At 46.3% G+C, this 19795-nt stretch carries 16 protein-coding genes; 9 read left to right on the forward strand and 7 right to left on the reverse strand.

Features of this window, described 5'->3' with window-relative positions:
- The first annotated feature begins 77 nt into the window (after positions 1–77).
- Entirely contained in the window at positions 78–1223 is a 1146-nt protein-coding gene (locus QUB14_RS02930; protein ID WP_333214948.1) for a hypothetical protein, read from the forward strand.
- Positions 1224–1326: 103 nt separating this feature from the next.
- On the opposite strand, the gene QUB14_RS02935 is transcribed toward QUB14_RS02930, so the two are convergent.
- The 4 genes from QUB14_RS02935 to QUB14_RS02950 form a co-directional block, all read right to left on the reverse strand.
- Complete coding sequence (locus tag QUB14_RS02935; RefSeq protein WP_333214946.1) at positions 1327–2715, reverse strand: UDP-glucose/GDP-mannose dehydrogenase family protein; 1389 nt, start codon at positions 2713–2715, stop codon at positions 1327–1329.
- A 149-nt stretch (positions 2716–2864) separates the two neighbouring features.
- Positions 2865–3803 (reverse strand): UDP-glucuronic acid decarboxylase family protein, encoded by a 939-nt coding sequence (locus tag QUB14_RS02940; RefSeq protein ID WP_333214944.1) that lies wholly within the window; start codon positions 3801–3803, stop codon positions 2865–2867.
- A gap of 578 nt (positions 3804–4381) precedes the next feature.
- Entirely contained in the window at positions 4382–7177 is a 2796-nt protein-coding gene (locus QUB14_RS02945) for a helix-turn-helix domain-containing protein (protein ID WP_333214942.1), read from the reverse strand.
- Between the two features lie 129 nt (positions 7178–7306).
- Positions 7307–8338, reverse strand: a complete 1032-nt coding sequence (locus QUB14_RS02950; protein ID WP_333214940.1) for an ATP-binding protein — start codon at positions 8336–8338, stop codon at positions 7307–7309.
- 177 nt (positions 8339–8515) lie between these two features.
- On the opposite strand from QUB14_RS02950, the gene QUB14_RS02955 reads away from it, so the two are divergent.
- Positions 8516–8791 carry a hypothetical protein gene (locus tag QUB14_RS02955; RefSeq protein WP_333214938.1) on the forward strand — a complete coding sequence of 92 codons (276 nt, stop codon included), beginning with the start codon at positions 8516–8518 and terminating at the stop codon, positions 8789–8791.
- Positions 8792–8897: 106 nt separating this feature from the next.
- Here QUB14_RS02955 and QUB14_RS02960 read toward each other — a convergent pair whose 3' ends face one another.
- The gene (locus tag QUB14_RS02960) at positions 8898–9047 is read right to left on the reverse strand and encodes a hypothetical protein (RefSeq protein WP_333214936.1); all 150 of its coding nucleotides are present in this window, start codon (positions 9045–9047) and stop codon (positions 8898–8900) included.
- Between the two features lie 31 nt (positions 9048–9078).
- On the opposite strand from QUB14_RS02960, the gene QUB14_RS02965 reads away from it, so the two are divergent.
- From QUB14_RS02965 to QUB14_RS02975, 3 genes are all read left to right on the forward strand, one after another.
- Positions 9079–9249, forward strand: coding sequence for a ribbon-helix-helix domain-containing protein (locus QUB14_RS02965; RefSeq protein ID WP_333214934.1), 171 nt, complete (start codon positions 9079–9081; stop codon positions 9247–9249).
- A gap of 83 nt (positions 9250–9332) precedes the next feature.
- Positions 9333–9671, forward strand: a complete 339-nt coding sequence (locus QUB14_RS02970) for a nucleotidyltransferase domain-containing protein (RefSeq protein WP_333214932.1) — start codon at positions 9333–9335, stop codon at positions 9669–9671.
- The gene (locus QUB14_RS02975) at positions 9655–10101 is read left to right on the forward strand and encodes a DUF5958 family protein (RefSeq protein ID WP_333214930.1); all 447 of its coding nucleotides are present in this window, start codon (positions 9655–9657) and stop codon (positions 10099–10101) included. The genes QUB14_RS02970 and QUB14_RS02975 overlap by 17 nt, the downstream gene beginning before the upstream one ends.
- Positions 10102–10317: 216 nt before the next feature.
- On the opposite strand, the gene lepA is transcribed toward QUB14_RS02975, so the two are convergent.
- On the reverse strand, positions 10318–12132 hold the full coding sequence (gene lepA, locus QUB14_RS02980; RefSeq protein ID WP_333188357.1) for a translation elongation factor 4: 1815 nt from the start codon (positions 12130–12132) through the stop codon (positions 10318–10320).
- Positions 12133–12460: 328 nt separating this feature from the next.
- Here lepA and QUB14_RS02985 point away from each other — a divergent pair, with 328 nt between their 5' ends.
- The 3 genes from QUB14_RS02985 (at position 12461) to QUB14_RS02995 (ending at position 16706) form a co-directional block, all read left to right on the forward strand.
- The gene (locus QUB14_RS02985; protein ID WP_006632513.1) at positions 12461–12688 is read left to right on the forward strand and encodes a type II toxin-antitoxin system CcdA family antitoxin; all 228 of its coding nucleotides are present in this window, start codon (positions 12461–12463) and stop codon (positions 12686–12688) included.
- A 560-nt stretch (positions 12689–13248) separates the two neighbouring features.
- Complete coding sequence (locus QUB14_RS02990) at positions 13249–15147, forward strand: ATP-binding protein (protein WP_333214927.1); 1899 nt, start codon at positions 13249–13251, stop codon at positions 15145–15147.
- Positions 15148–15896: 749 nt separating this feature from the next.
- A complete protein-coding gene (locus tag QUB14_RS02995) occupies positions 15897–16706 on the forward strand; it encodes a GAF domain-containing protein (RefSeq protein WP_190655570.1) in 810 nt (269 codons plus the stop codon).
- A gap of 307 nt (positions 16707–17013) precedes the next feature.
- Here the strand turns inward: QUB14_RS02995 and QUB14_RS03000 are convergent, their stop codons facing one another.
- Positions 17014–18552: a PAS domain S-box protein gene (locus tag QUB14_RS03000; protein ID WP_333214924.1), complete on the reverse strand. Its 1539-nt coding sequence runs from the start codon at positions 18550–18552 to the stop codon at positions 17014–17016.
- A 320-nt stretch (positions 18553–18872) separates the two neighbouring features.
- Here QUB14_RS03000 and QUB14_RS03005 point away from each other — a divergent pair, with 320 nt between their 5' ends.
- Positions 18873–19523 carry a DUF3386 domain-containing protein gene (locus QUB14_RS03005; RefSeq protein WP_333214922.1) on the forward strand — a complete coding sequence of 217 codons (651 nt, stop codon included), beginning with the start codon at positions 18873–18875 and terminating at the stop codon, positions 19521–19523.
- Positions 19524–19795: the final 272 nt, after the last annotated feature.

A 19795-nucleotide genomic window follows, 5' to 3' on the forward strand; every position in this document is an offset into this window, starting at 1 on the left:
AAGCAACCAAACACCAGGATTCATCTCTATCTAGTCCGCTCTATCAAATTCTGAAAAAGCTGGATGCGGATAAGCAGGTGAGCTTATTAGATATTAATTGGCTAGAAGAGCATCAACTGAGCGAAACGCTTGGCATTGTTGTAGAAATTGAAAATAATCGGCACTTTGCTGAACTGAAGATTAAGTATAAAGCTACCCAATATGAGGATTCATCCCTCTCTAGCCATCTGTATAAAGTTCTTAAGAAAATTGATTCAGCAAGTCAGCTAGGTGAGCCAGATATTAACTTTCTGAAAAAGCGTAAACTGACTGAGACGATGGCGCTCGCTATTGACAAATATGCTGCTAGTCTGAAGTCCAAAATCAAATCGGGAGAGCAGTTGAGTGAGGCTGATATTGATTGGGCGAAACAGAATGGACGTGAGGATATCATTACTTTTCCCCAAGAAAATGAATTTGCTGCTCTGAAGTCGAAATATGATGTCTCTAACTATAAAGATAAATCACCGTCGAGTCCGTTGTACGCAATTCTGCAAAAGCTGGATAAAGGAGAGCGACTTGAGGAGATAGATGTAGCTTGGCTGGAGGAGAATAAACTTGAAGCATCTCAACCTAGCTATAGCCATTATGGGTGGCAGGAAGAGCGACGATATCAAGGGCAGAAACTTTTCTCTGGCAAGATTTGGACTGCTTACCACAAAAACGAAGCAACTTTCTACGAACAGGAGTACCAGCGCACTGGAAATAAATGGAACTTGCCTAATGCCAGCAGTCATTGGCGCAAGGCGGATAAACCTAGAAGAGCATTGAAGCTGACAGAAAATTTCGACTTCAACCAAATAAAAGAAAATAAACTCAAGTCAGCATTACTAACAACTAGGGGCGGTGCTTTCCGAGATATCGATCAACTAGATGATGCTGAAGAGTGCGCTCTAAAAGCGATTGAGTATCAGCCTCAGAGTCATCATCCTTACACTTTAATGGGAGCTATTGGTTTTGAGCGGGGCGAATTGTTAGAGGGTGAGCGTTGGTTTAATGAGGCAATTAAACGCGGTGCTTCTCCCAAAGATCAGGATGCGGAAATGAAACGGGTTGTCAAAAATGCCAAGGATGAAAATAAACGGCGGGAAGTTATAAACTATCTGCTGAAGAAAGATTCCCGACGGTATGCTTGGGCTAACTCTTATCTAAAGCAGCAAAAAGACAAAGCTAAGCGAGTATAATTATAGGTAATGGGTGCAGTCGATCGCACTTATTCCCTCTAACTGATAAGTTGCGATCGCTATCCTCAAGATATAATCGCGATCGCAACTTCATGCTCATCCTTTACCTTCCAATACCCAGATATTGGAAACCAGCCGCTTCTAAAGCCTTCTTGTCTAAGAAATTGCGGCCATCAATCATCACCGGATGATTCATCAACTTGGCCATTTTATCGTAATCTAAATTACGAAACTGTTCCCAGTCAGTCACCAACACCAAAGCATCGCAACCGTCGGCCAACCTTTCCGGGTCGGTTTCTACCAAAACTCCCGACAAACCGTGACGCATCCCAGTTTGAGAAACAATCGGATCGTAAGCTTTAACTTTCGCTCCCAACCGATTCAAATTGTCGATTAAATTCAGCGCTGGAGCATCCCGCAAATCGTCAGTATCCGGCTTGAAAGTCAAACCCAAAAGTCCGACAGTTTTTCCTTTGAGAATCTTCAAAACTTGCTGCAACTTTTCAATAGCAATCAACCGCTGGCGTTCGTTTACTTCCACTGCCGCTTTCAGCAAATGCGCCTCGTAACCGTAATCCTCGGCAGTATGAACTAAAGCTGAGACATCTTTCGGGAAACAAGAACCGCCCCAACCAATGCCAGCTTGCAGAAACTTGCTACCAATCCGCGAATCTAAACCGATTCCTTTCGATATTTGGGTAATATCTGCACCGACGCGATCGCAAATATTAGCAACTTCATTAATAAAGCTAATCTTCGTAGCCAAAAAAGCATTAGCTGCGTACTTAATCATCTCCGCTGAACTGATATCAGTCATCACCACAGGAACCTCTGGCAAAGACGGATTTTCTGCAAACTTGCGATCGACAATCGGCCGGTATAACTGTAGCATCATATCCATAGCCCGCCGAGAGTTGCTGCCGAGAACTATGCGATCGGGATTAAAAGTATCGAAAACAGCACAGCCCTCCCGCAAAAACTCCGGGTTGCTAACCACATCAAATACCACACCTTTTTTTGCGGCTACTTCCTCACCCGTAGCCACATCATTGGTGTGAGCTTTTTGACGTTCCGCCAAACCGTCGAGGACAATCCTCCGCACCCAGTCCCCGGAACCGATGGGCACCGTAGATTTATTGACAATGACTTTGTAATCGCCCTCGAGGTGAGCTCCTATTCCACGAGCAACCGCTTCCACGTAGCGAGTATCGCTTTCCCCAGTAGGCAAAGGAGGCGTCCCCACGGCAATAAACAAAATGTCCCCGTGAGCCACTCCTGCTGCTAAATCCGAAGTAAATTCTAAATTGCCCGACGCAGATGCAGAAGACATTAATTCAGACAGTCCGGGTTCAAAAATAGGCGACTGTCCCGACTTCATTAATTTAACTTTTTCTTCGTTGTTGTCTACGCAAATCACGTGGTGGCCGATGTGGGCCAAACAAGTGCCGGTGACTAAGCCAACATATCCTGTACCGATGACGCAAACTTGCATAGAAATCTCCTCAAAGCTAGTAAATAAATCAGATGAAAACGAAGGAATAAGGAAGAAGGAAGAAGGAAAAATATCTTGTAGGGGTAGCGCCCCCGTGCCTACCCCTAGAGGGCAACCACGGGGGGTTTGCCCCTACAAATCGGTCATCTCTACTCTTTGTTTCCCTCAATGCGATCGCGAAAATCTTTCACAGTCAACTCTAAACCTTGATCCAGCGGCACAGTTGGCTCCCACCCCAACCAAGTTTTAGCACGAGTAATATCCGGTTGTCGCTGTTTTGGATCGTCTTCCGGCAGCGGTTTAAAGATAATTTCTGCCCCTGGATTAATCATATTTTGAATTTTTTCTGCCAGTTCCAAAATAGTGTATTCGCCGGGATTCCCCAAATTCATCGGCCCGATTTGGTCGCTATTCATCAAGCGAATAAATCCTTCCACCAAATCAGAAACGTAGCAAAAGCTCCGCGTTTGGGAACCGTCGCCGTATACAGTCAGCGGTTGATTCCGCAAAGCTTGAGCAATAAAATTGCTGACTACTCTGCCGTCATTTTCCAACATCCGGGGGCCGTAGGTATTAAAAATTCGCACAACTCGAATGTCTACCCCATTTTGGCGGTGGTAATCAAAAGATAAGGTTTCAGCTACTCGCTTCCCTTCGTCATAGCAACTGCGAATTCCGATACAATTAACGTTGCCGCGATAATCTTCTGTTTGCGGGTGGACATCAGGATCTCCGTACACTTCGGAAGTGGAAGCCAGAAAGAATCTTGCTTTTACCCGTTTTGCCAATCCCAACATATTCATCGTGCCGATGACGTTGGTTTTAATTGTCTTGACAGGGTTGTACTGATAGTGTATCGGGGAAGCGGGACAGGCCAGATGGTAAATCTGATCTACCTCTAACCGAATCGGTTCCGTGATGTCGTGGCGGATTAGCTCAAAATACGGGTTGTCCAGCCACTTAAGGATATTGCGTTTAGTCCCGGTGTAAAAATTATCCAGGCAGACTACCTCATGTCCTTGGGCCATTAAGCGATCGATTAGGTGGGAACCGAGGAAACCCGCACCGCCTGTGACTAAAATTCTCATTGTGGAAACTGCCGTTCTGTTTAGGGGTAGGACTGGGGTACAAAAATTCAGTTGAGTGAATGAAACTTACTAATAGAATAACAAAATTGCGATCGACAATGTAAAGACTTATGCGTCACTTTTATAAAATCTTTAATTAACTTAGCATTTTCATATACTTGGAACAAAGTGCTATAATTCGCAAATGTCGGTAGCTATTTTTATTTAAGCTTTAATATTTCCGAAAAAACCCTCTTGACATTAGTTCTGTTATTTGTTATTGGTTATTGGTTATTTGATGACTTCGGTCTGAGGTTGGGCGATGCGCTAGGGGATAGCTGCGCTTCACGGGCTTATTTGAAAAAACCCGGGTCGATTTATCTCAAAAGCAATATGAGAGAAATTATGTCCCTATAAAAAATTAGGTAATAATTTCAGGAAAACTGTAGTTTTACTTGAACCGTTAGGGCCGCCAACCATGTAAATATTTGGCATAAGAGTAATATTAATTTAATCGCTTGTCTCTTAGTCCCCCTCGGCTGAGACGAGAGTTTGTGTAGGATTGGTTTCAACAGCCGAATACTCAAAGGGATAACTAACTATCCCTTCCCTCCCAATGACATCTGAACCCAGCGGCGGAATAGTTCGACAGTAATACAGTAGCAACCATCAATTTCTCGAACCACATCGTGGCGTTCGAGAGTTTTTAGTGCTTCCAGTAAACTTGTCTCATCCATCCCTGTTTCTTGACTCAGCCTGTCGAGATTCATTCCTTCTAAGTGAGGTGCTAAGGCTTTTAAAATCTCCTGTTGTCCCGATGCGCCTTGCGTTGCTTGACCCCAAACTCCTGTAAAATAGTAGCGACCTCTGCTGAAGAATTCCGGGTCATTGATGACAGTTGCTACGTCTTCTAGTGTAAACATTGGATCGCGGGGGCGTCCGATTTCAAATACTTGGTCGTTGTAGAGGCGGACTAACAGAAATCCTACCAATTGCGTGAGGTAGGGTTGGCCGTGAGTTAGTTCGTAAATGCGATCGAGTGCTTCTGGTTTGTAGTCGAGGAGAAAATCATCATCGGGATTGGCTAAAACTTGGCGAGTTGCACCAAGACTCAGGAAACCTACTCGGATGGGGATAATGCTAGCAAAAAAAGGATTGAAATAATCCTGGGTCATTTCATCCAAGGTGTGCAATCCGGCAAAAGCAAAGGCTACTTTAGAACTCATTTGCACCATTCCTCGCAAAAAACCGATAAAATCTTGATTGATGTTCCCAGCGTCTATCAATTCTTCAATTTTTTCAAACTCGTCTAAAGCAACGATTAATCCACTTTCTAGATTTGCTATTACTTGTTCGAGGTAGCGTCCAAAAGTGAGATAGGGTAAATCGAGTAAATCGCGATCGGCAGGAGGTGCAATCTTGACTGTTTTGGCAATGGCATCGGTGATGAATATTAGCAGTTCGCCGACTCCTTGAGAGCAATCTCCTACCCGCAGCAAATTGACATAAGCTACCTGTACTTTTGAGCCTAAGCAATTGCTAGCATTCAACAAAATCGAAGTTTTTCCCATCCGCCGATGACCGTAGAGAGCCACAGATTGAAGCGGATGGCCTTTTAACCACAACTCCTCTAGCTGTCTGATGATGTCTTCCCGGCCGACAAATAGATTGCCTTGGACTGGATCGCCAATTATATAGGGGATAGTAACAGGTTGAGTAATCGAAATATCTCCGATTTTCCCGGTCACTTGCAGTAATATTTCTTGCCATTTTTTGGCAGTTTGAATAATTAAATTTCGTTCAGATTGTGGTATAATATATGGGCTATGGAGGATAGTTTCAAGCTCACCTAATGCTCGGTTGAGGGCAAGGGAACGGGCAGAACGAGATACGCTATTCTGGACGACTTGAACATCGGCAATTACCCGCCCTAGAGAGGCAATTGCTTTCCAAGTAGTCTCACGCAGCAGAGGTGGATTTGGGGAAGCAGGCAGCTTCAGGGAAGCAATTTCGGCTAGTTCTGCTGTTTGGTGAAAATCTGTGAGAATCTGCGCTAAGGTAAACATCTCGTCTCCATAAAGCAGATCTCGCACTACAGCGAAAGCTTCTGTGGCTTTGTCTGGTTTTTGCTCGTGGAGATACCAGAAACCAGCGGCCGAGGCACGGGCAGGAGTATTTAAACGAATTTCTGTTTGAAAACGAGCTTGAATTTGTTGTCGCCAAGGTGCGATGATGAAAAAAGCTTCTACTGCTTGTGACTTCATTACTTGACTTAGAGAAGCTGAGGCAAAATGCACCAAATCCCAATCATAAGGATTTTTTGATAATTGAGCGACGCGATAGATAAGTTGTTCTTTTGGTGTTTCTGCCAGTACACGATTTACAGCTTTAACAACAGGGATAAACTGAAGGGTAAATCCTAGTAGTTGGTTAATGTTGTGCAATCCTGTTTCCCAATCCCGCCTCAGCCAATTAGCTATTTGAGAAGACAGGTAGGGAAGGGGAAGTGGGGTAATGTGAGCAAATTGTCTATTTTGCTGTTGACGCTGGAGTAGGGTAAACAGTAAAGCCAAAAGCCAATTTTCAGGACGTGCGATCGCCACGCCCAACGCCACGCCCAACGCCACGAAAAACGGCACGAAAAACGCCAAGGCGGACGCCAAGGCGGACGCCGCGCCGGGCGCCGCGCCCAACGCCTCGACCGACGCCAAGCCGAACGCCACGCCGAAGAGCACGACGCACATCACGCCGAACGCCACGCCGAACGCCACGCCCGACCCTATGCCCGACGCCACGCCCGACGCCACGCCCGACGCCACGCCCGACGCCACGCCGTTGGACACGCCCGACGCCACGCCCCACGCCACGCCCGACGCTATGCCCGACGCTATGCCCGACGCTATGCCCACCCCCACGCCCAAGGGCACGCCCGACCCTATGCCCGACGCCACGCCCGACCCTATGCCCCACGCCACGCCCCACGCCACGCCCCGCGCCACGCCGGACCCCACGCCCAACGCCGCGCCCAACGCCACGCCCAACGCCGCGCCCAACGCCGGGCCCAACGCCACGGGTAACAAATCTCTAGAAACGCCTATTTCCTCGAAAATTCTACTCAAGCCTACGGGGATAACAATGATTAAGATCAAGGCTTGTAGAATTAACTGATACTGGACGGAATTTTGACGCCACCACTCCCACTTTTCTCGCCTGGTTTTGGCGTCTTGTAAATTAGGTTTACCCCCAAAGGTAGACTCATACCACCGCACAGCTTGAGGAAAGAAAAACACCCAATATAACAATCGCAGGTAATCTAAAGGATTCCACAAAGAAAGAGAACGCTTCAGTTTGGGAGCTAAATCTAACCGAGGAACAGGGCGATCGTTTTGACTCATAAATAGGTGGGGATGAATAAACAGGACTTACGCACGGGTGGTGAGAAACCGGGTTTTTTACCGAATCTGCGATTCTCTAACGAAATATTTTCGTAAAAAACCCGGTTTCTGGGCCCCCATGTGTAAGTCCTAGTTGATATAACGAGCATAAGTTTGATAGCACAACTGCATTAATTTCTGAGGATAGCCGCCACTTTCAGCAATTAACCCCGCAATTTCTGCCTCAGTAAAATTCACGGGCTGAGCAACAGGTGTTAACCAGGAAGCCTGGAGGCGACTAACAATAAATTCGCGGCAATTTTTTTCATCCCATTGCTTCAGATTTTCCTCATGTCCTTTGAAAGGAGATGTCATATTTGTTCCAGGAAATAGGATATCTAGAGAGGTGCGGGCGGCGATAACTAGACGCAAAGGTGGGTTATATCCCTCAGTCAAACCCCGCAATAAGCTGCGTGTTGGATTAGTAAACCCATCCCATCTCATATTCTCAACTTCATCTAAAAGTAACAGCAGCGGGTTCGATTCTAAAGCCCGTGACAGATTACCTCCTTTCGCTTTCTCGATACCTGCTTTATGGCATAAATCGCCATAAAAGTCATCTTCATCGCAAACAATTTGCAAATCGATGTAAATGGGTTGGCGTACATAACGCAGTCGATGTGGTGCTTCTCGGTAAATAGCTTGCAGCAGAGAACTTTTGCCGATCGCTCTTTCGCCAATGATTGCTACGCTACTGCCACTATTTAGCGTCTCGAATACCCGCCGAATTTCCCTTTCTCTGCCAAAGAAAAATCGCGGATCGTCTATCTTGCCATGCTGGGGAATAAAGGGATTATTGTGGTTGATATTTAGCTGTTCTAATTCTGCTATTGGATTGTCATTTGGTAATGATTTTTGGGGCGATGGCGTTCCATTGGGTTCTCGAATTTCTTGCCAATCCAATCCTAAAGCCTTGCAAATTGCCACAAAATACTGGCGACTCAAAGACTTCTGGGTGAAAAACTTATGAATTGCTTGAATATCGATGCCTGTCTTTGACTTTTTGCCCTCCCCTATCACAACACGATCGGCTAAGTCTTGGCGACTCCAGCCTTTGTCTGTGAGAGCTATTTCTCCTTTTTCGATTCCTGCGTCAGATGCTTTGAGCGTTGGTTGTGGCATAGGCAAATTACAAACCTTTTAAGTATTATAGCCAGCGATCGCCAACCAAACGCATCCTAAACGCATACCAAACTCATACTAAGCGAAACCTATACACAGGCTGACTTTCAAGCTTTTCCTCTTTAAGATTAAGACATATCCAATAAGAAAGTAGCAATCATGAAAGCTAAACCAAATATGACACCTGCTAAACCCAAATCTACTAAAATGACTCGTAAAAACACTCCTCCTCAATCTCCCTCTCCTTTCCAGTACGTCTTCGTCACTGTTGTCTGTATTACCTTGTTTTCTGGAGGAGTCTCTTTCTGGATTAGTACGGAAGATCGGCCATCTCCCCAACGAGAGCGCATTTTTGAGACTTGCAATAGCACTTGGAATATGGGTGTGGGTGCGATTTTCGGACTTTTAAGTAGTAAGGTAGTTCAAGATAATGATGATGATGATGATGAGTAATCTCTGATAGTTTATTTGCAAAAGGGCGATCGCCCTTAATGTCCAAAAGTGCGATCGCCCTCGATAATTTGACAGTTAACTTATCAAAAACAGTCCCTCAAAAAAGTTATCCTCGGCGAGAGGGTAAATCAAACACCACTTCAAATCTGATGTTGGGCACTCGTTCCCGAAACAACTGAAGATGTCCCTCCGCATCCGATCGGCTGCGATAGCGATCGACGATCGCCCATTGCAAGCTGGACTGCCGAGGTGGCACAATAGGGGAAACTTCCAACAGATTGCAGGGTATGAGCGACAGCGAGCGGATTTCAGTGGTTTTGCCAACACAGGCTAAAAAGGATCTCGAAAAGTTGTGCGATATCGAAAAGCGATCGATCTCCAACTTTGTCTACCTTCTGATTCAAGATGCGATCGACCAAGCAAAAGCATCCGGCAAGCTCAAATCAACAGATGACTGAAACTAAAACTTGATTTATCGTGCTTAATTTTTAAATCGAGAAGTGCGAAAAAACTCGCCTACTGCAATGCTAATATTCATTAAATGAGAGGTGTAAAAACATGGCAAGAAGCAGGCATATCTCCAGAAGATGCCAGGAGAATTCAGAATGCAGCCGATCGCACAAAACAAACCATCATAGTTGTGGGCAGTCGAGCAAACGGGACAAGTACGCCAACTTCTGACTGGGACTATATAATGTTAGGTAACTCTCGCCAGCGGCATTCCGCTCGCAGTTCCGTCCCTCGGGGTACAAGTGGCGGCGAAATTAATAGTTCAGGTCGAGAAACGGGAATCGATATTTTTACTGGCTCCCTCCTCTCAGGAGAACCTCACGTTATATTTGAGCCAGACTTAGGAGAGGCAAATGAATCTAGCGGATGAAATTACACTCAATCAAATTCAACAAGAATTAATTAGCCAAGAAGATGCAAAAAAGTGGTTTTTAAGGTTCCCAACCGAATACCAGCAGGAAATATTGCAGCGGCTATCCTACATGACCCTCCAAGCAGGGGCGCGAGAAGAAGATGTTTCCCTAGCAATTGCCAAATCAAAACTTCGCCCAACTTACACCCCTTGTGTGTTACTGAGTAGAGGGCGATTAAAAGAACAAATGGCAAAGCTTTTGAAACTGCCGCCCTCAGAATCTATCAAAACCTTTTTCCTGTTAATGAGTTTATTGGCAATTGCCGATGCGCGCAGGTACTGCAAATATTGTCAAGATGGCTGTAGCCACTGGTGGCATCGCGATTTGAGCGATCGCAAAGTTGTAGATGAAATTCGGCGCGAGTTTCAACAAAGCATTCTTGTTTAAGTTGTAGTAAGCTGTGATACGAGCGGGCGATCGCCACTGACGCTGCAGCCATATTCTGGGCTTCCACAGGGACGGGCAAGATGCCCATCCTACAAGAAAACAGACTCTTTGTGGAACAGGCATCTTGCCTGTTCTAGGTAATCGCAAATAACTACAATAAAAATGACTCATTGTGGAACAGGCATCTTGCCTGTTCCTGACAAAATGCCACACAGATTACGAATCCCGATCGAGCTTCAGCACAGCCATAAAAGCCTCCTGCGGCACATCCACAGTACCCACAGACTTCATCCGCTTCTTACCCTTCGCCTGCTTTTGCAGCAACTTCTTCTTCCGCGAAATATCACCGCCGTAACACTTCGCCAACACATCCTTCCGCAAAGCCGGAATGTGCTCCGAAGCAATCACCTTCGCGCCAATTGTCGCTTGAATCGGCACCTTAAATTGATGGCGAGGAATCAACTCCTTGAGTTTTTCCGTCAACCCGCGACCCACATTATAAGCCTTATCCCGGTGTACGATCATCGCCAAAGCGTCAACCGGATCGCCATTAATTAAAATGTCCATTTTCACTAACGGATTTTCGCGGTAGCCAATTATGTGATACTCCATGCTCGCATAACCGCGCGATCGCGATTTCATCTGGTCGAAAAAGTCCGTCACCACCTCCGCCAAAGGCAACTCGTAAACCAGCGTAGTTCGGCCTTGACTCAGATACTTCATATCCATAAAAATGCCCCGCCGACTTTGAGACAGTTCCATCAGCGCGCCCACATAAGTTTCCGGCGACAGCATTTCTACCCGCACATAAGGTTCCTCAATTTTCTCGCGATACTGAGGATCGGGCAAGTGGCTGGGATTGTCAATTGTTAACACTTCTCCTTTAATTGTTGTGATTTGATAAACCACAGAAGGAGCCGTAACAATCAAATCCAAATTGTATTCTCTCTCCAGTCTTTCTTGCACAATTTCCATGTGCAGCAAACCCAAGAAACCGCAGCGGAAACCAAATCCCATCGCACTCGAAGTTTCCGGTTCGTAAGAAAGCGCCGCATCGTTGAGTTCGAGTTTTTCTAAAGCTTCCCGCAAATCTGGAAATTGGTCAGCATCGATCGGGAACAAGCCGCAAAAAACCATCGGTTTTGCTTCTGTATAACCCGGCCAAGGCTCCGGTGCCGGCTTTTTGACCAAAGTAATCGTATCGCCGACGCGAGCATCAGCTACTGCTTTAATTGCCGCGCCCAGATAACCCACTTCCCCCGCGTGCAGTTCGTCTACTTGAACTTGAGTCGGTGAAAGGATGCCCAATTCATCGATGACATATTCCTTACCCGAAACCATCAACAAAACTCGATCGCCCTTTTTGACACTTCCGTCCATCACCCGGAAATACACAATTACCCCCCGATAAGGGTCGTAATAACTGTCAAAAATTAGCGCCCTGAGCGGTTTATCAACAGTATCCTGCGGCGGCGGCACCAATTCGACGATCGACTCCAAAATCTCATCTATACCAATTCCTTCCTTAGCCGAAGCCTCAATCGCCCCGCTACAGTCCAGACCGATAATTTCTTCAATTTCCCCTTTTACCCGTTCCGGTTCTGCCCCCGGCAGGTCAATTTTATTTAAAACTGGAATAATTTCCAAATTGTTTCCCAAGGCAAGGTAGACATTTGCCAGGGTTTGTGCTTCCACGCCTTGAGATGCGTCTACCACCAGCAGCGCCCCTTCGCAAGCAGCGAGCGATCGCGACACCTCGTAAGAAAAGTCCACGTGTCCGGGAGTGTCGATCAGATTCAGCACGTACTCCTGACCGTCCTTGGCAGTGTAATTCATCCGAGCCGCTTGCAGCTTGATCGTAATGCCGCGTTCGCGTTCGAGATCCATATTGTCTAAAAACTGCTCCTTCATCTCCCGTGCCTGCACAGTCCCAGTCGCCTGCAACAGGCGATCGGCCAAGGTGGATTTTCCGTGGTCGATGTGAGCAATAATCGAAAAATTACGAATGCGAGATACAGGGACGTTAGTCATGTTTTTTATCGAAGAGCTAATCGGCAAAGGATACTTTTTGTTGTATGATCACACAAGCAAGAGTAGAGTGCTTACTTCAACCTCTTACTGGGGATTGAGATGAAACCACAACTGAGGCAAACCTCAAGAGTATCAGTTATTAGCCTTTCAAGTGTCCAAACGAGCCCGGACACCCAAAAGGAAAAAACTTTTCTCTCTCTCATTGTACAGAAAGCGGTTAAGCGGTTGAGGAAAGGTTGGGTGCAAATCAGGGACTTCCAATATCTAGTCCAGTCGGTTGTCATCAAAAGAATTGAAACTTAAGAATTAAAACTAGGATTTTTAAACTATGAGCGAATCAAGAATACCTTCCCACAGTTCGTCAGAAAAAGTCGAACTGTCCATCCATATCGATTCTGAACTGCTAGACCAAATTAAGCACTTGACGAATGACCCCAGCAAAGTCATTGAAACAGCAATCAAGCAGTGGCTCAGAGGCGAGCGCCGCGAAGACGAACTGGCTCTGGGTTTGCGTCGCAACCCGCCAGTCCCGCCCCGCGGTGAGTGGAACGACTGAGGTGCTCTCGCCCCCGACGGCGCGCGCAAATCTGCAGGCTGTGAAATTTAGATCGCGCGGGCGATCTCCTGCAGATTTCGTGGCTAAAGCTACAGGTGGTGGGCGAGTGAACTCGGCTAAATCACAACCTCGGAACTATTCCAGGTGAGGGAAAAAATGCGTGAGCCATTCCCTGATTAGAGTTGTTCGCAGCCTCATATTTTGGCGTAATTTTCACACTAGATAGTTAATCGGTGCAGATTCCTAATTTCTCAATCTTAATTTTTATCTTTAAATTACCCAAAACGACTGAGAACGAATAGTTTTGAGTTGTGAGTTGAGTTCAAAATTAAAGAATTAATATTTGATGAGTTCATTAATCACTCAAAAGTCAACAGTAGAAGTCTAAAACTTTTGCAAATTGTGAGTTTTGAGCTATTAATGTTTTAATTAAAAAGCCAACAACTTTTTAATTAATAACTCACAAATTAACAGTAGAAGCCCCAAGAAATGGGTAGTATTGAGTTCTTTATTAAAAACTCAATACTCCAAAATCCGAACTACTTTCATCCCCTACTCTGATGGACTCTAACACAGATTTCCGGCGATCGAGCCTCGCCTCTACAGTTTTTTTTCAAGAGTTAGGGGCAGAATTAGTATTTACCCAAGACGCCTCTGGTCGATATCTATCTTTTTACTGGCAAAAAGCCGAGCAGTACAACCTTACAGCAGAACAAATTGTCGATCGCCCTCTCAGCGAAACCCTGCAACCCCTCGTCCCTGCGCCTTATCTCGATATCCTGCGGCGGGTACTCGAAACCCTCGTACCGCAAAGGTTCAGCTATCCATTTTGCCACGCCGGACAATATTTTCTCTTCGATATGACACTCACTCCGGTGATCGACTCAAACGGCAAAGCTGCAAAAGTCTTAGTTATGGGAAGGCTGCTGTCTGACAAACCCACAGACAGACGGCCCGACTCCCCAGAATTCATGCTCTATCGAGCTTTGCCGTCCCCTTGGGACGCCCGCCAACTAATGTCGCTTCCAGCGAGCCGTATCCCCGGTCGTCGATCGCTCCCTGCCTACTCGGAAATCGACCGTAAAGTCATCTCCCAAATCGCACAAAACCTGCACAAAACCCTCGATTTAGACACAATTTGGCAGCAAACTGTTAACAGCTTGGGTCAAGTTTTGAACGCGAGTCGCTGCATCATCTGTTCCTACAAAAAAGACAGCGAAAATCTCGAAACCTCCCCCTTCCTTGCCTCGGAAAATCAGCAAAAATCGACCGCAGCAGCCGAATTACAACAGTCAATAGCTAGCGACCCCTCGCCCCCGCTTTCTGCAGCTCAAATCGAAAATCTCCAATCGAAAACTTTTAAAGTAGTAGCTGAGTACCGCCAAGAAGCTTACTCTTCTATGCTGGGATTAGAACTGCGCGCAGCCGAACAGCCAGGGTGGATTCAAACTTTAGCCACCTTAAAACCAGTAGCAGTCGATTACGCCTCCCCCGCCGCCGATCCCTTCCACCGCCATTCCGTACTCGTAGCAGCTACCTCCTATGAAGACCAACCCAATGCACTGATATGTTTGCACCGCTGCGGCAGTTCCCCGAAATGGAGTCATGTCGAACTCGAATTCGCCCGCGAGTTAGTCGCTCAAGTCGGCAGTGCGATCGCCCACGCTACACTTTACCAAGAATTAGAACAGGCCCGCGCCGAAGCCGTGGCTCTTTCCCAACTTAAAAGTCAATTTCTTGCTAATACTTCTCATGAACTCCGCACCCCCCTCAACGGCATCCTCGGCTTCCTAAAACTGCTTGTGGACGGCATGGCAGATGACCCCGAAGAAGCGCACCAATTTATCGAAGAAGCTTACCGCTCGGCAGTACATTTGTTCAATGTGATTAACGATATTTTGGATATCGCTAAAATCGAAGCTGGCAAAATGGAGTTAGACCTCGCTCCCGTCAAACTCGGCGAGCTCTTGCAGCAAGTTGAGAATTTTACGCGGGTTCAGGTGCAGCAAAAAGGATTGCAATTTCAAATCCAAAAACCCCCTGTGGAGGACGACATTATTGTGTACGGCAACTACCAACGCCTGCTTCAGGTAATCTTGAACCTCACGGGCAATGCTATTAAATTTACCGGGGAAGGGGGAATTCGCATCAGTGCCGAGGTTATTAAGAAAAAGGTGACTGTTCACAACCAGCAATTCCCCGGAATGGTGAAAATTAGAGTTGCTGATACTGGCATTGGCGTTTCTCTCGACAAGCAGGATAAATTATTTGAGTCGTTTTTTCAGGTAGACGGCGCTCGTACCAGGCAATACGGCGGCACTGGTTTGGGATTGGCTATTTCTCAAAAACTGGTAGAAGCAATGGGGGGTACAGTAAATTTTTACAGTATGGGGGAAGGGCTGGGAGCGACTGTTACTTTTACGGTGCCGCTTTATCAAGAACCACTATTTAAAAATTAATCATCGGCCGTCAATCATCGGTAATCGATTATCTGGATGTTGAAGGAATCAGGAAGAAGCAAGAAGCAAGAGGGAATCAGGAATCAGGAAAAAAACAGCTATAGCGGTTCTAAACTTACGTGAGGCACTCGCCAGCTTTCTTACCAATTACCAATTACCAATTACCAAACTGTACGTTACTTATAAAAATCGCTATATTCGTGTATCCGTGAGTTCCGTTTCGTGAATAAAGGTCATCGATAATTGATAATTATCTTACAGCACAGTTCGATCGTCCCTGTATCAATTTTAACTTTTATCCATCGCCAATCTCCCTCCTTGGGTGCTTGCAAATGAGATCGATCGCCCCCGCCACTTCCGACCCCACCCAGAATTCGCATCAATGGAATCCGGGCTACGGATAACAAAGCTCATCTTTATTTGTGGCCGGGATCTCACAGATCCGAGTAAAGCCGCGCACACCGCCAGCTTTACAAAAACTTAATGCCAGCTTATACGACTGATTCAGCTTCTCAACCCCCTACTGTAAAGGATTATTAAGCATACTGGACGCTCTCTGTTCTCTGGGAAAATCATAAAGATCTTGTAAAGACATCGAAACTACTTAGTAACGTTTGACGGCGTGTGGGAAAATTTAAGTAGAATTACGTAATCCCTAAGTCGGCCAGTGGCAGGCTGGCAAATTTAGTAATTCCTGCTCTGTTGGCGGAATGGTAAACTTTTGCCAGTCTATTAGAAAAAGGGTTGCTATGAATCAGCAAATATCAGCTCAATCGCAAAAACTTTTACTCCAAATTGGCAGAAAGATTCGTCGAACCTTGGATCTCGATAGCATCTGGCAGCAAACAGTTAACAGTCTGGGAGAAACACTAGGCGTCAGCCGCTGCATCATTTGTCCCTATGAAAGTTCTAGCCTGCAAGTCAAAGTAGCTGCTGAATACTGCCAAGAACCATTTTTACCCATGCTGGGAATGGAAATCTCCCTCACAGCAGCACCTCATTTCATTCAAGCTCTAGCCACCCTCGAACCGGTGGTAGTAGAGTCCTTTGCAGCCAATGACCCTTTTGGGCCGCAGTCGCTGCTAGTGGTGGCTACCGCTTATCAACAGCAAGCTAACGGCATAATTAGCTTGCATCAGTCCAAGGGCCGATCGTCGCGGAAGGGTAAGACCGATCGACCTTGGACTCAATCGCAGATCGAATTCGCACAAGAACTTGCCGAGCAAGTAGGAAGTGCGATCGCCCTCGCCACCCTCTACCAAGAGCGCAGCAAGCGAGTACAAGGACTATCCCAGCTCAAAAAGCAATTTTTGTTGAAGGCGTCCCACGAGCTCCGCACTCCCCTAAATCACATCATCGGCTATCTACAACTAACCATAGACGATCAAGCTGACGATCCGATAGAGGAGAGAGATTTTATCCAAGAAGCTCACCGTTCGGCTATCCACCTTTCTAAGGTAATTTCCAATATCTTAGATTACATTGAGTTAAGTGAAGCTTGCCAAACTCACGCAGAGTTAGCCACTTTCAGGAGTCAGGAAAAACCTGGGCATCAGTAAACCTTCTAGTGGCGTATTTAACAAGTCTAATATTTACCGCGCCAACAAGTTTTACACTGGAAAAAGCTGACACTTTATCGATAGATTCCCTCACTAAATTCGGTAGCTGGTTCATCAATTATTTTTAGGGAATTATAGTTTTACACAGTACAGAATAGCAACTACTACACGTACTAGCCCGGTGTATTTATCATGTTATGTCTGCTGGAACGACTTCCCTCAAATACGTTATTTGACCGGAAAGGATATTGCAAGCATAAGATTGCACTTTCGCACTTTTAAGGATTTTAACTTGTGCTTGATAGAATTACCCACTGCCCTTTTTTTTCGGAGTTTTTGGAGGGCTGACATAGCGCGCCCAAAAAGGTTCCTCCATATCTTTCATCGCTGCTAGTTTTTGGCGCTCTTCCTCTATGCGCTTGCGTTCTGAAAGATCGGAAAAGATGTTGATACTGCCGACAGTCTGGCCGCCCGGATCTCGCACGCGTGCGGCCCAAAGCCAAACATCGATCGAACTACCGTCTTTTCTCAACAAAGATAATTCCAAACCATTTTGCGGTTGGCCATTAGACGCAGACTTTAGCAGCGCGTAAAAATCTTGCTTTTGGCCTTCAGGAACATTCGGTAAAGGTTTCCCTAAAACCTCAGCCGCAGTCCAGCCAAAAAGTTGTTCGGCGGCGCGGTTCCAAACAACGGTATTGCCGTCATTGCTGGTACAGTTAATCGCCAGCGGCGCCGATGCTATCTGGGCTTGCAAAACTTGGTTAACGAGTTGCAGTTTCAATTCTACTTGCTTGCGATCGGTAATTTCCTGACAAGCCCCCCACAAACGGACAACCCGCTCAGCAGTTTTGTCCCACACCACTTGCCAGTAGTCCCGCACCCAGCGCACCTCGCCTTTTTGATTAATAATGCGATACTCATTGGCTCCAGTGCGGCTGAAATTACAGCCTTCTAACTGTTTAATTAACATTTCCCTGTCGTCGGGATGAACGAGTTCGGAATTCCACCAACCAAACGATTCTAATTCTTCAGGAACGATCCCGGTGCAGCGCTCAAAAGCTTCTGTAGCCCACTCGCAGGCGAACTTGCCGTCGGGCAGTCCTTTAAAAGAATAGGCAAAATCCGAAGTAATTTGCGACATAACTCTGTAGTGGAGCTCCGACTCTCGGACTGCAATTTCCGCTTGCTTTCGTTCCCCTATTTCCCGCGAATTAATTATAATTCCCTGCACGCTAGAATCGTAAAGCAAACTGTTACCTATCGACTCCATGTAGATCCAAGAACCGTCAGCGTGGCGTTTCCGATATTCGATTGCCCCCCCAATTCCTGGAGATTCTAACAACTTACCAAAATACGTCTGCCAAGCCAGCAAATCGTCGGGATGGATTAACTCGCCGTGAAATTTGCCAATTCTTTCTTCTGGGTTGTAACCCAAAAGCCGCTGTAGGGTTCCGCTGTGGTATCGAACTCGCCCGTCGGAGCCAACAATGCTAATTAGATCGGGAGAATTACGCAGCATAGCTTGCAGTTTGGCTTCACTTTTAGTTAATGCTTGAGTGTCCCTGCGATGCTGGCTGATTTGTTTTTCCAACTGCTCGCGTAGCTGTCTGATTTGCCCTACTTGCTGGGCTACAGTGCGTTCCAAGAGGCGATTATTTTTTTCAATTTCAACCAGCTTTGCCGCGTTATTTGTGGCGCTTTCAAACAAGCGGCTGCCTGCCATTTCCTGTAGAGAATTTGATAAATCTTCCAAAATTTTTGTGAAAATTGCCTGTTGCGGGTGTGGCAATTCCCTAGCTTGTTCCTGCAATGTTTCTAAGTGTTTGTAGACAGTTTCTAGCATTTTATTAAGGGGGGAATCTAATAGTTGCCTGCGGGTGCAACCCCTAAAAAGCGGACACAAGTTTTTTCAACATAACCCATAACTAAGACTGGTGTCTGGCTTGCGACCCATCGCGCTCTCAATAACCAGGCATTTTGTGACTTTATTTTCAAATCATAGCAACCGATAGAGAAAGTAAATTCTTGTTGCGTCCTAATTGCCAGCCCAGCAGCACCCCCAACAAGTGCTCGCCAGGAGTGCGGGTAACTCCCCTACCCAGTGAATGTGGGGCTTCTCGCGGTTAAGCTAAACTAGATGGGTGTCAAGAGAAAGAGGGATTTATGACAGAGCAAGCCAACGCTCGCGATTTGTTTCGCGCTGCTTACGAACACCGCTATACCTGGGATGCCAATTTTCCCGGTTACAGTGCCGATATTGAACTCAAACAGGGCGACGAAGTATATACGGGTCATGTTTCCATCAAACCCGACATGAGCGTGGAAGTCAGCGGCATTGAAGATGAGGAAGTGCAGCAAAGCGTCTACACCCAAATGCGCGATATTGTCACCCACCGCAAACGCTCGACATTTGAAAAATCTCACGGCAAAAATACCTTTACCCTGGGCGAGAAGGACAGCACCGACGCTGTGGACATCTTGGTGCAAGGCGACTCAATGGGCTCGAATTATAAAATCCGAGGTCTCTCAATTTGTCAAGTCAGCCGGGTGATGGGCCGCATGGCTTTCGTAATTGACACGCACAAAAGCTTAGAGACACCCGAAGGTTCTTTGGCCACTCACTACGATGCCGTTTTCCGCAACCCCCAAACCGACGAAATCATCAGAGAACTCGAATTTGAAGATACCTTTGACAAGATAGGCGACTATTATGTCATGACAAAGCAAGTAGTTCGAGCAAAAGAAAAAGGTCAACTGACAACAACCGAGTTCAACTACTCCAACGTCAAACTGCTAGAACCAGCAGTAGTGTAGCGCGATCGAAAACCCAATTTCTTAAATAAAACGGGTTTTTTTGGATAACGTATCAGAATCCACTTGATTTGGCAGCAAGTAAGGCTACGATCGAACGAGAGAGCGAACTCAGATCGAGCATCAGCGTGACAAAAACCGGGTTTCCTGCCGCGGGCTCACCTGAGTGCCTAAGTATTTTATCAAAAAACCCGGTTTCTTAAATCCCCACGGGTTGAGAATGCTGTCCTTGAGTCAAATCGAACTTTCATCAACTGCAAGAAATCATCACAGAG

The organism is Microcoleus sp. B3-D2 (genome assembly GCF_036705345.1).
Lineage (GTDB): Bacteria > Cyanobacteriota > Cyanobacteriia > Cyanobacteriales > Microcoleaceae > Microcoleus.

Coding starts and splice junctions, on each gene's coding strand:
- QUB14_RS02955 (WP_333214938.1), top strand. CDS start 8,516: ATGACACCTGCTAAACCCAAATCTACTAAAATGACTCGTAAAAACACT.
- QUB14_RS02950 (WP_333214940.1), bottom strand. CDS start 8,338: ATGCCACAACCAACGCTCAAAGCATCTGACGCAGGAATCGAAAAAGGA.
- QUB14_RS02970 (WP_333214932.1), top strand. CDS start 9,333: ATGAGAGGTGTAAAAACATGGCAAGAAGCAGGCATATCTCCAGAAGAT.
- QUB14_RS02975 (WP_333214930.1), top strand. CDS start 9,655: ATGAATCTAGCGGATGAAATTACACTCAATCAAATTCAACAAGAATTA.
- QUB14_RS02945 (WP_333214942.1), bottom strand. CDS start 7,177: ATGAGTCAAAACGATCGCCCTGTTCCTCGGTTAGATTTAGCTCCCAAA.
- QUB14_RS02990 (WP_333214927.1), top strand. CDS start 13,249: ATGGACTCTAACACAGATTTCCGGCGATCGAGCCTCGCCTCTACAGTT.
- QUB14_RS03005 (WP_333214922.1), top strand. CDS start 18,873: ATGACAGAGCAAGCCAACGCTCGCGATTTGTTTCGCGCTGCTTACGAA.
- lepA (WP_333188357.1), bottom strand. CDS start 12,132: ATGACTAACGTCCCTGTATCTCGCATTCGTAATTTTTCGATTATTGCT.
- QUB14_RS02965 (WP_333214934.1), top strand. CDS start 9,079: ATGAGCGACAGCGAGCGGATTTCAGTGGTTTTGCCAACACAGGCTAAA.
- QUB14_RS02940 (WP_333214944.1), bottom strand. CDS start 3,803: ATGAGAATTTTAGTCACAGGCGGTGCGGGTTTCCTCGGTTCCCACCTA.
- QUB14_RS02985 (WP_006632513.1), top strand. CDS start 12,461: ATGAGCGAATCAAGAATACCTTCCCACAGTTCGTCAGAAAAAGTCGAA.
- QUB14_RS02935 (WP_333214946.1), bottom strand. CDS start 2,715: ATGCAAGTTTGCGTCATCGGTACAGGATATGTTGGCTTAGTCACCGGC.
- QUB14_RS03000 (WP_333214924.1), bottom strand. CDS start 18,552: ATGCTAGAAACTGTCTACAAACACTTAGAAACATTGCAGGAACAAGCT.
- QUB14_RS02995 (WP_190655570.1), top strand. CDS start 15,897: ATGAATCAGCAAATATCAGCTCAATCGCAAAAACTTTTACTCCAAATT.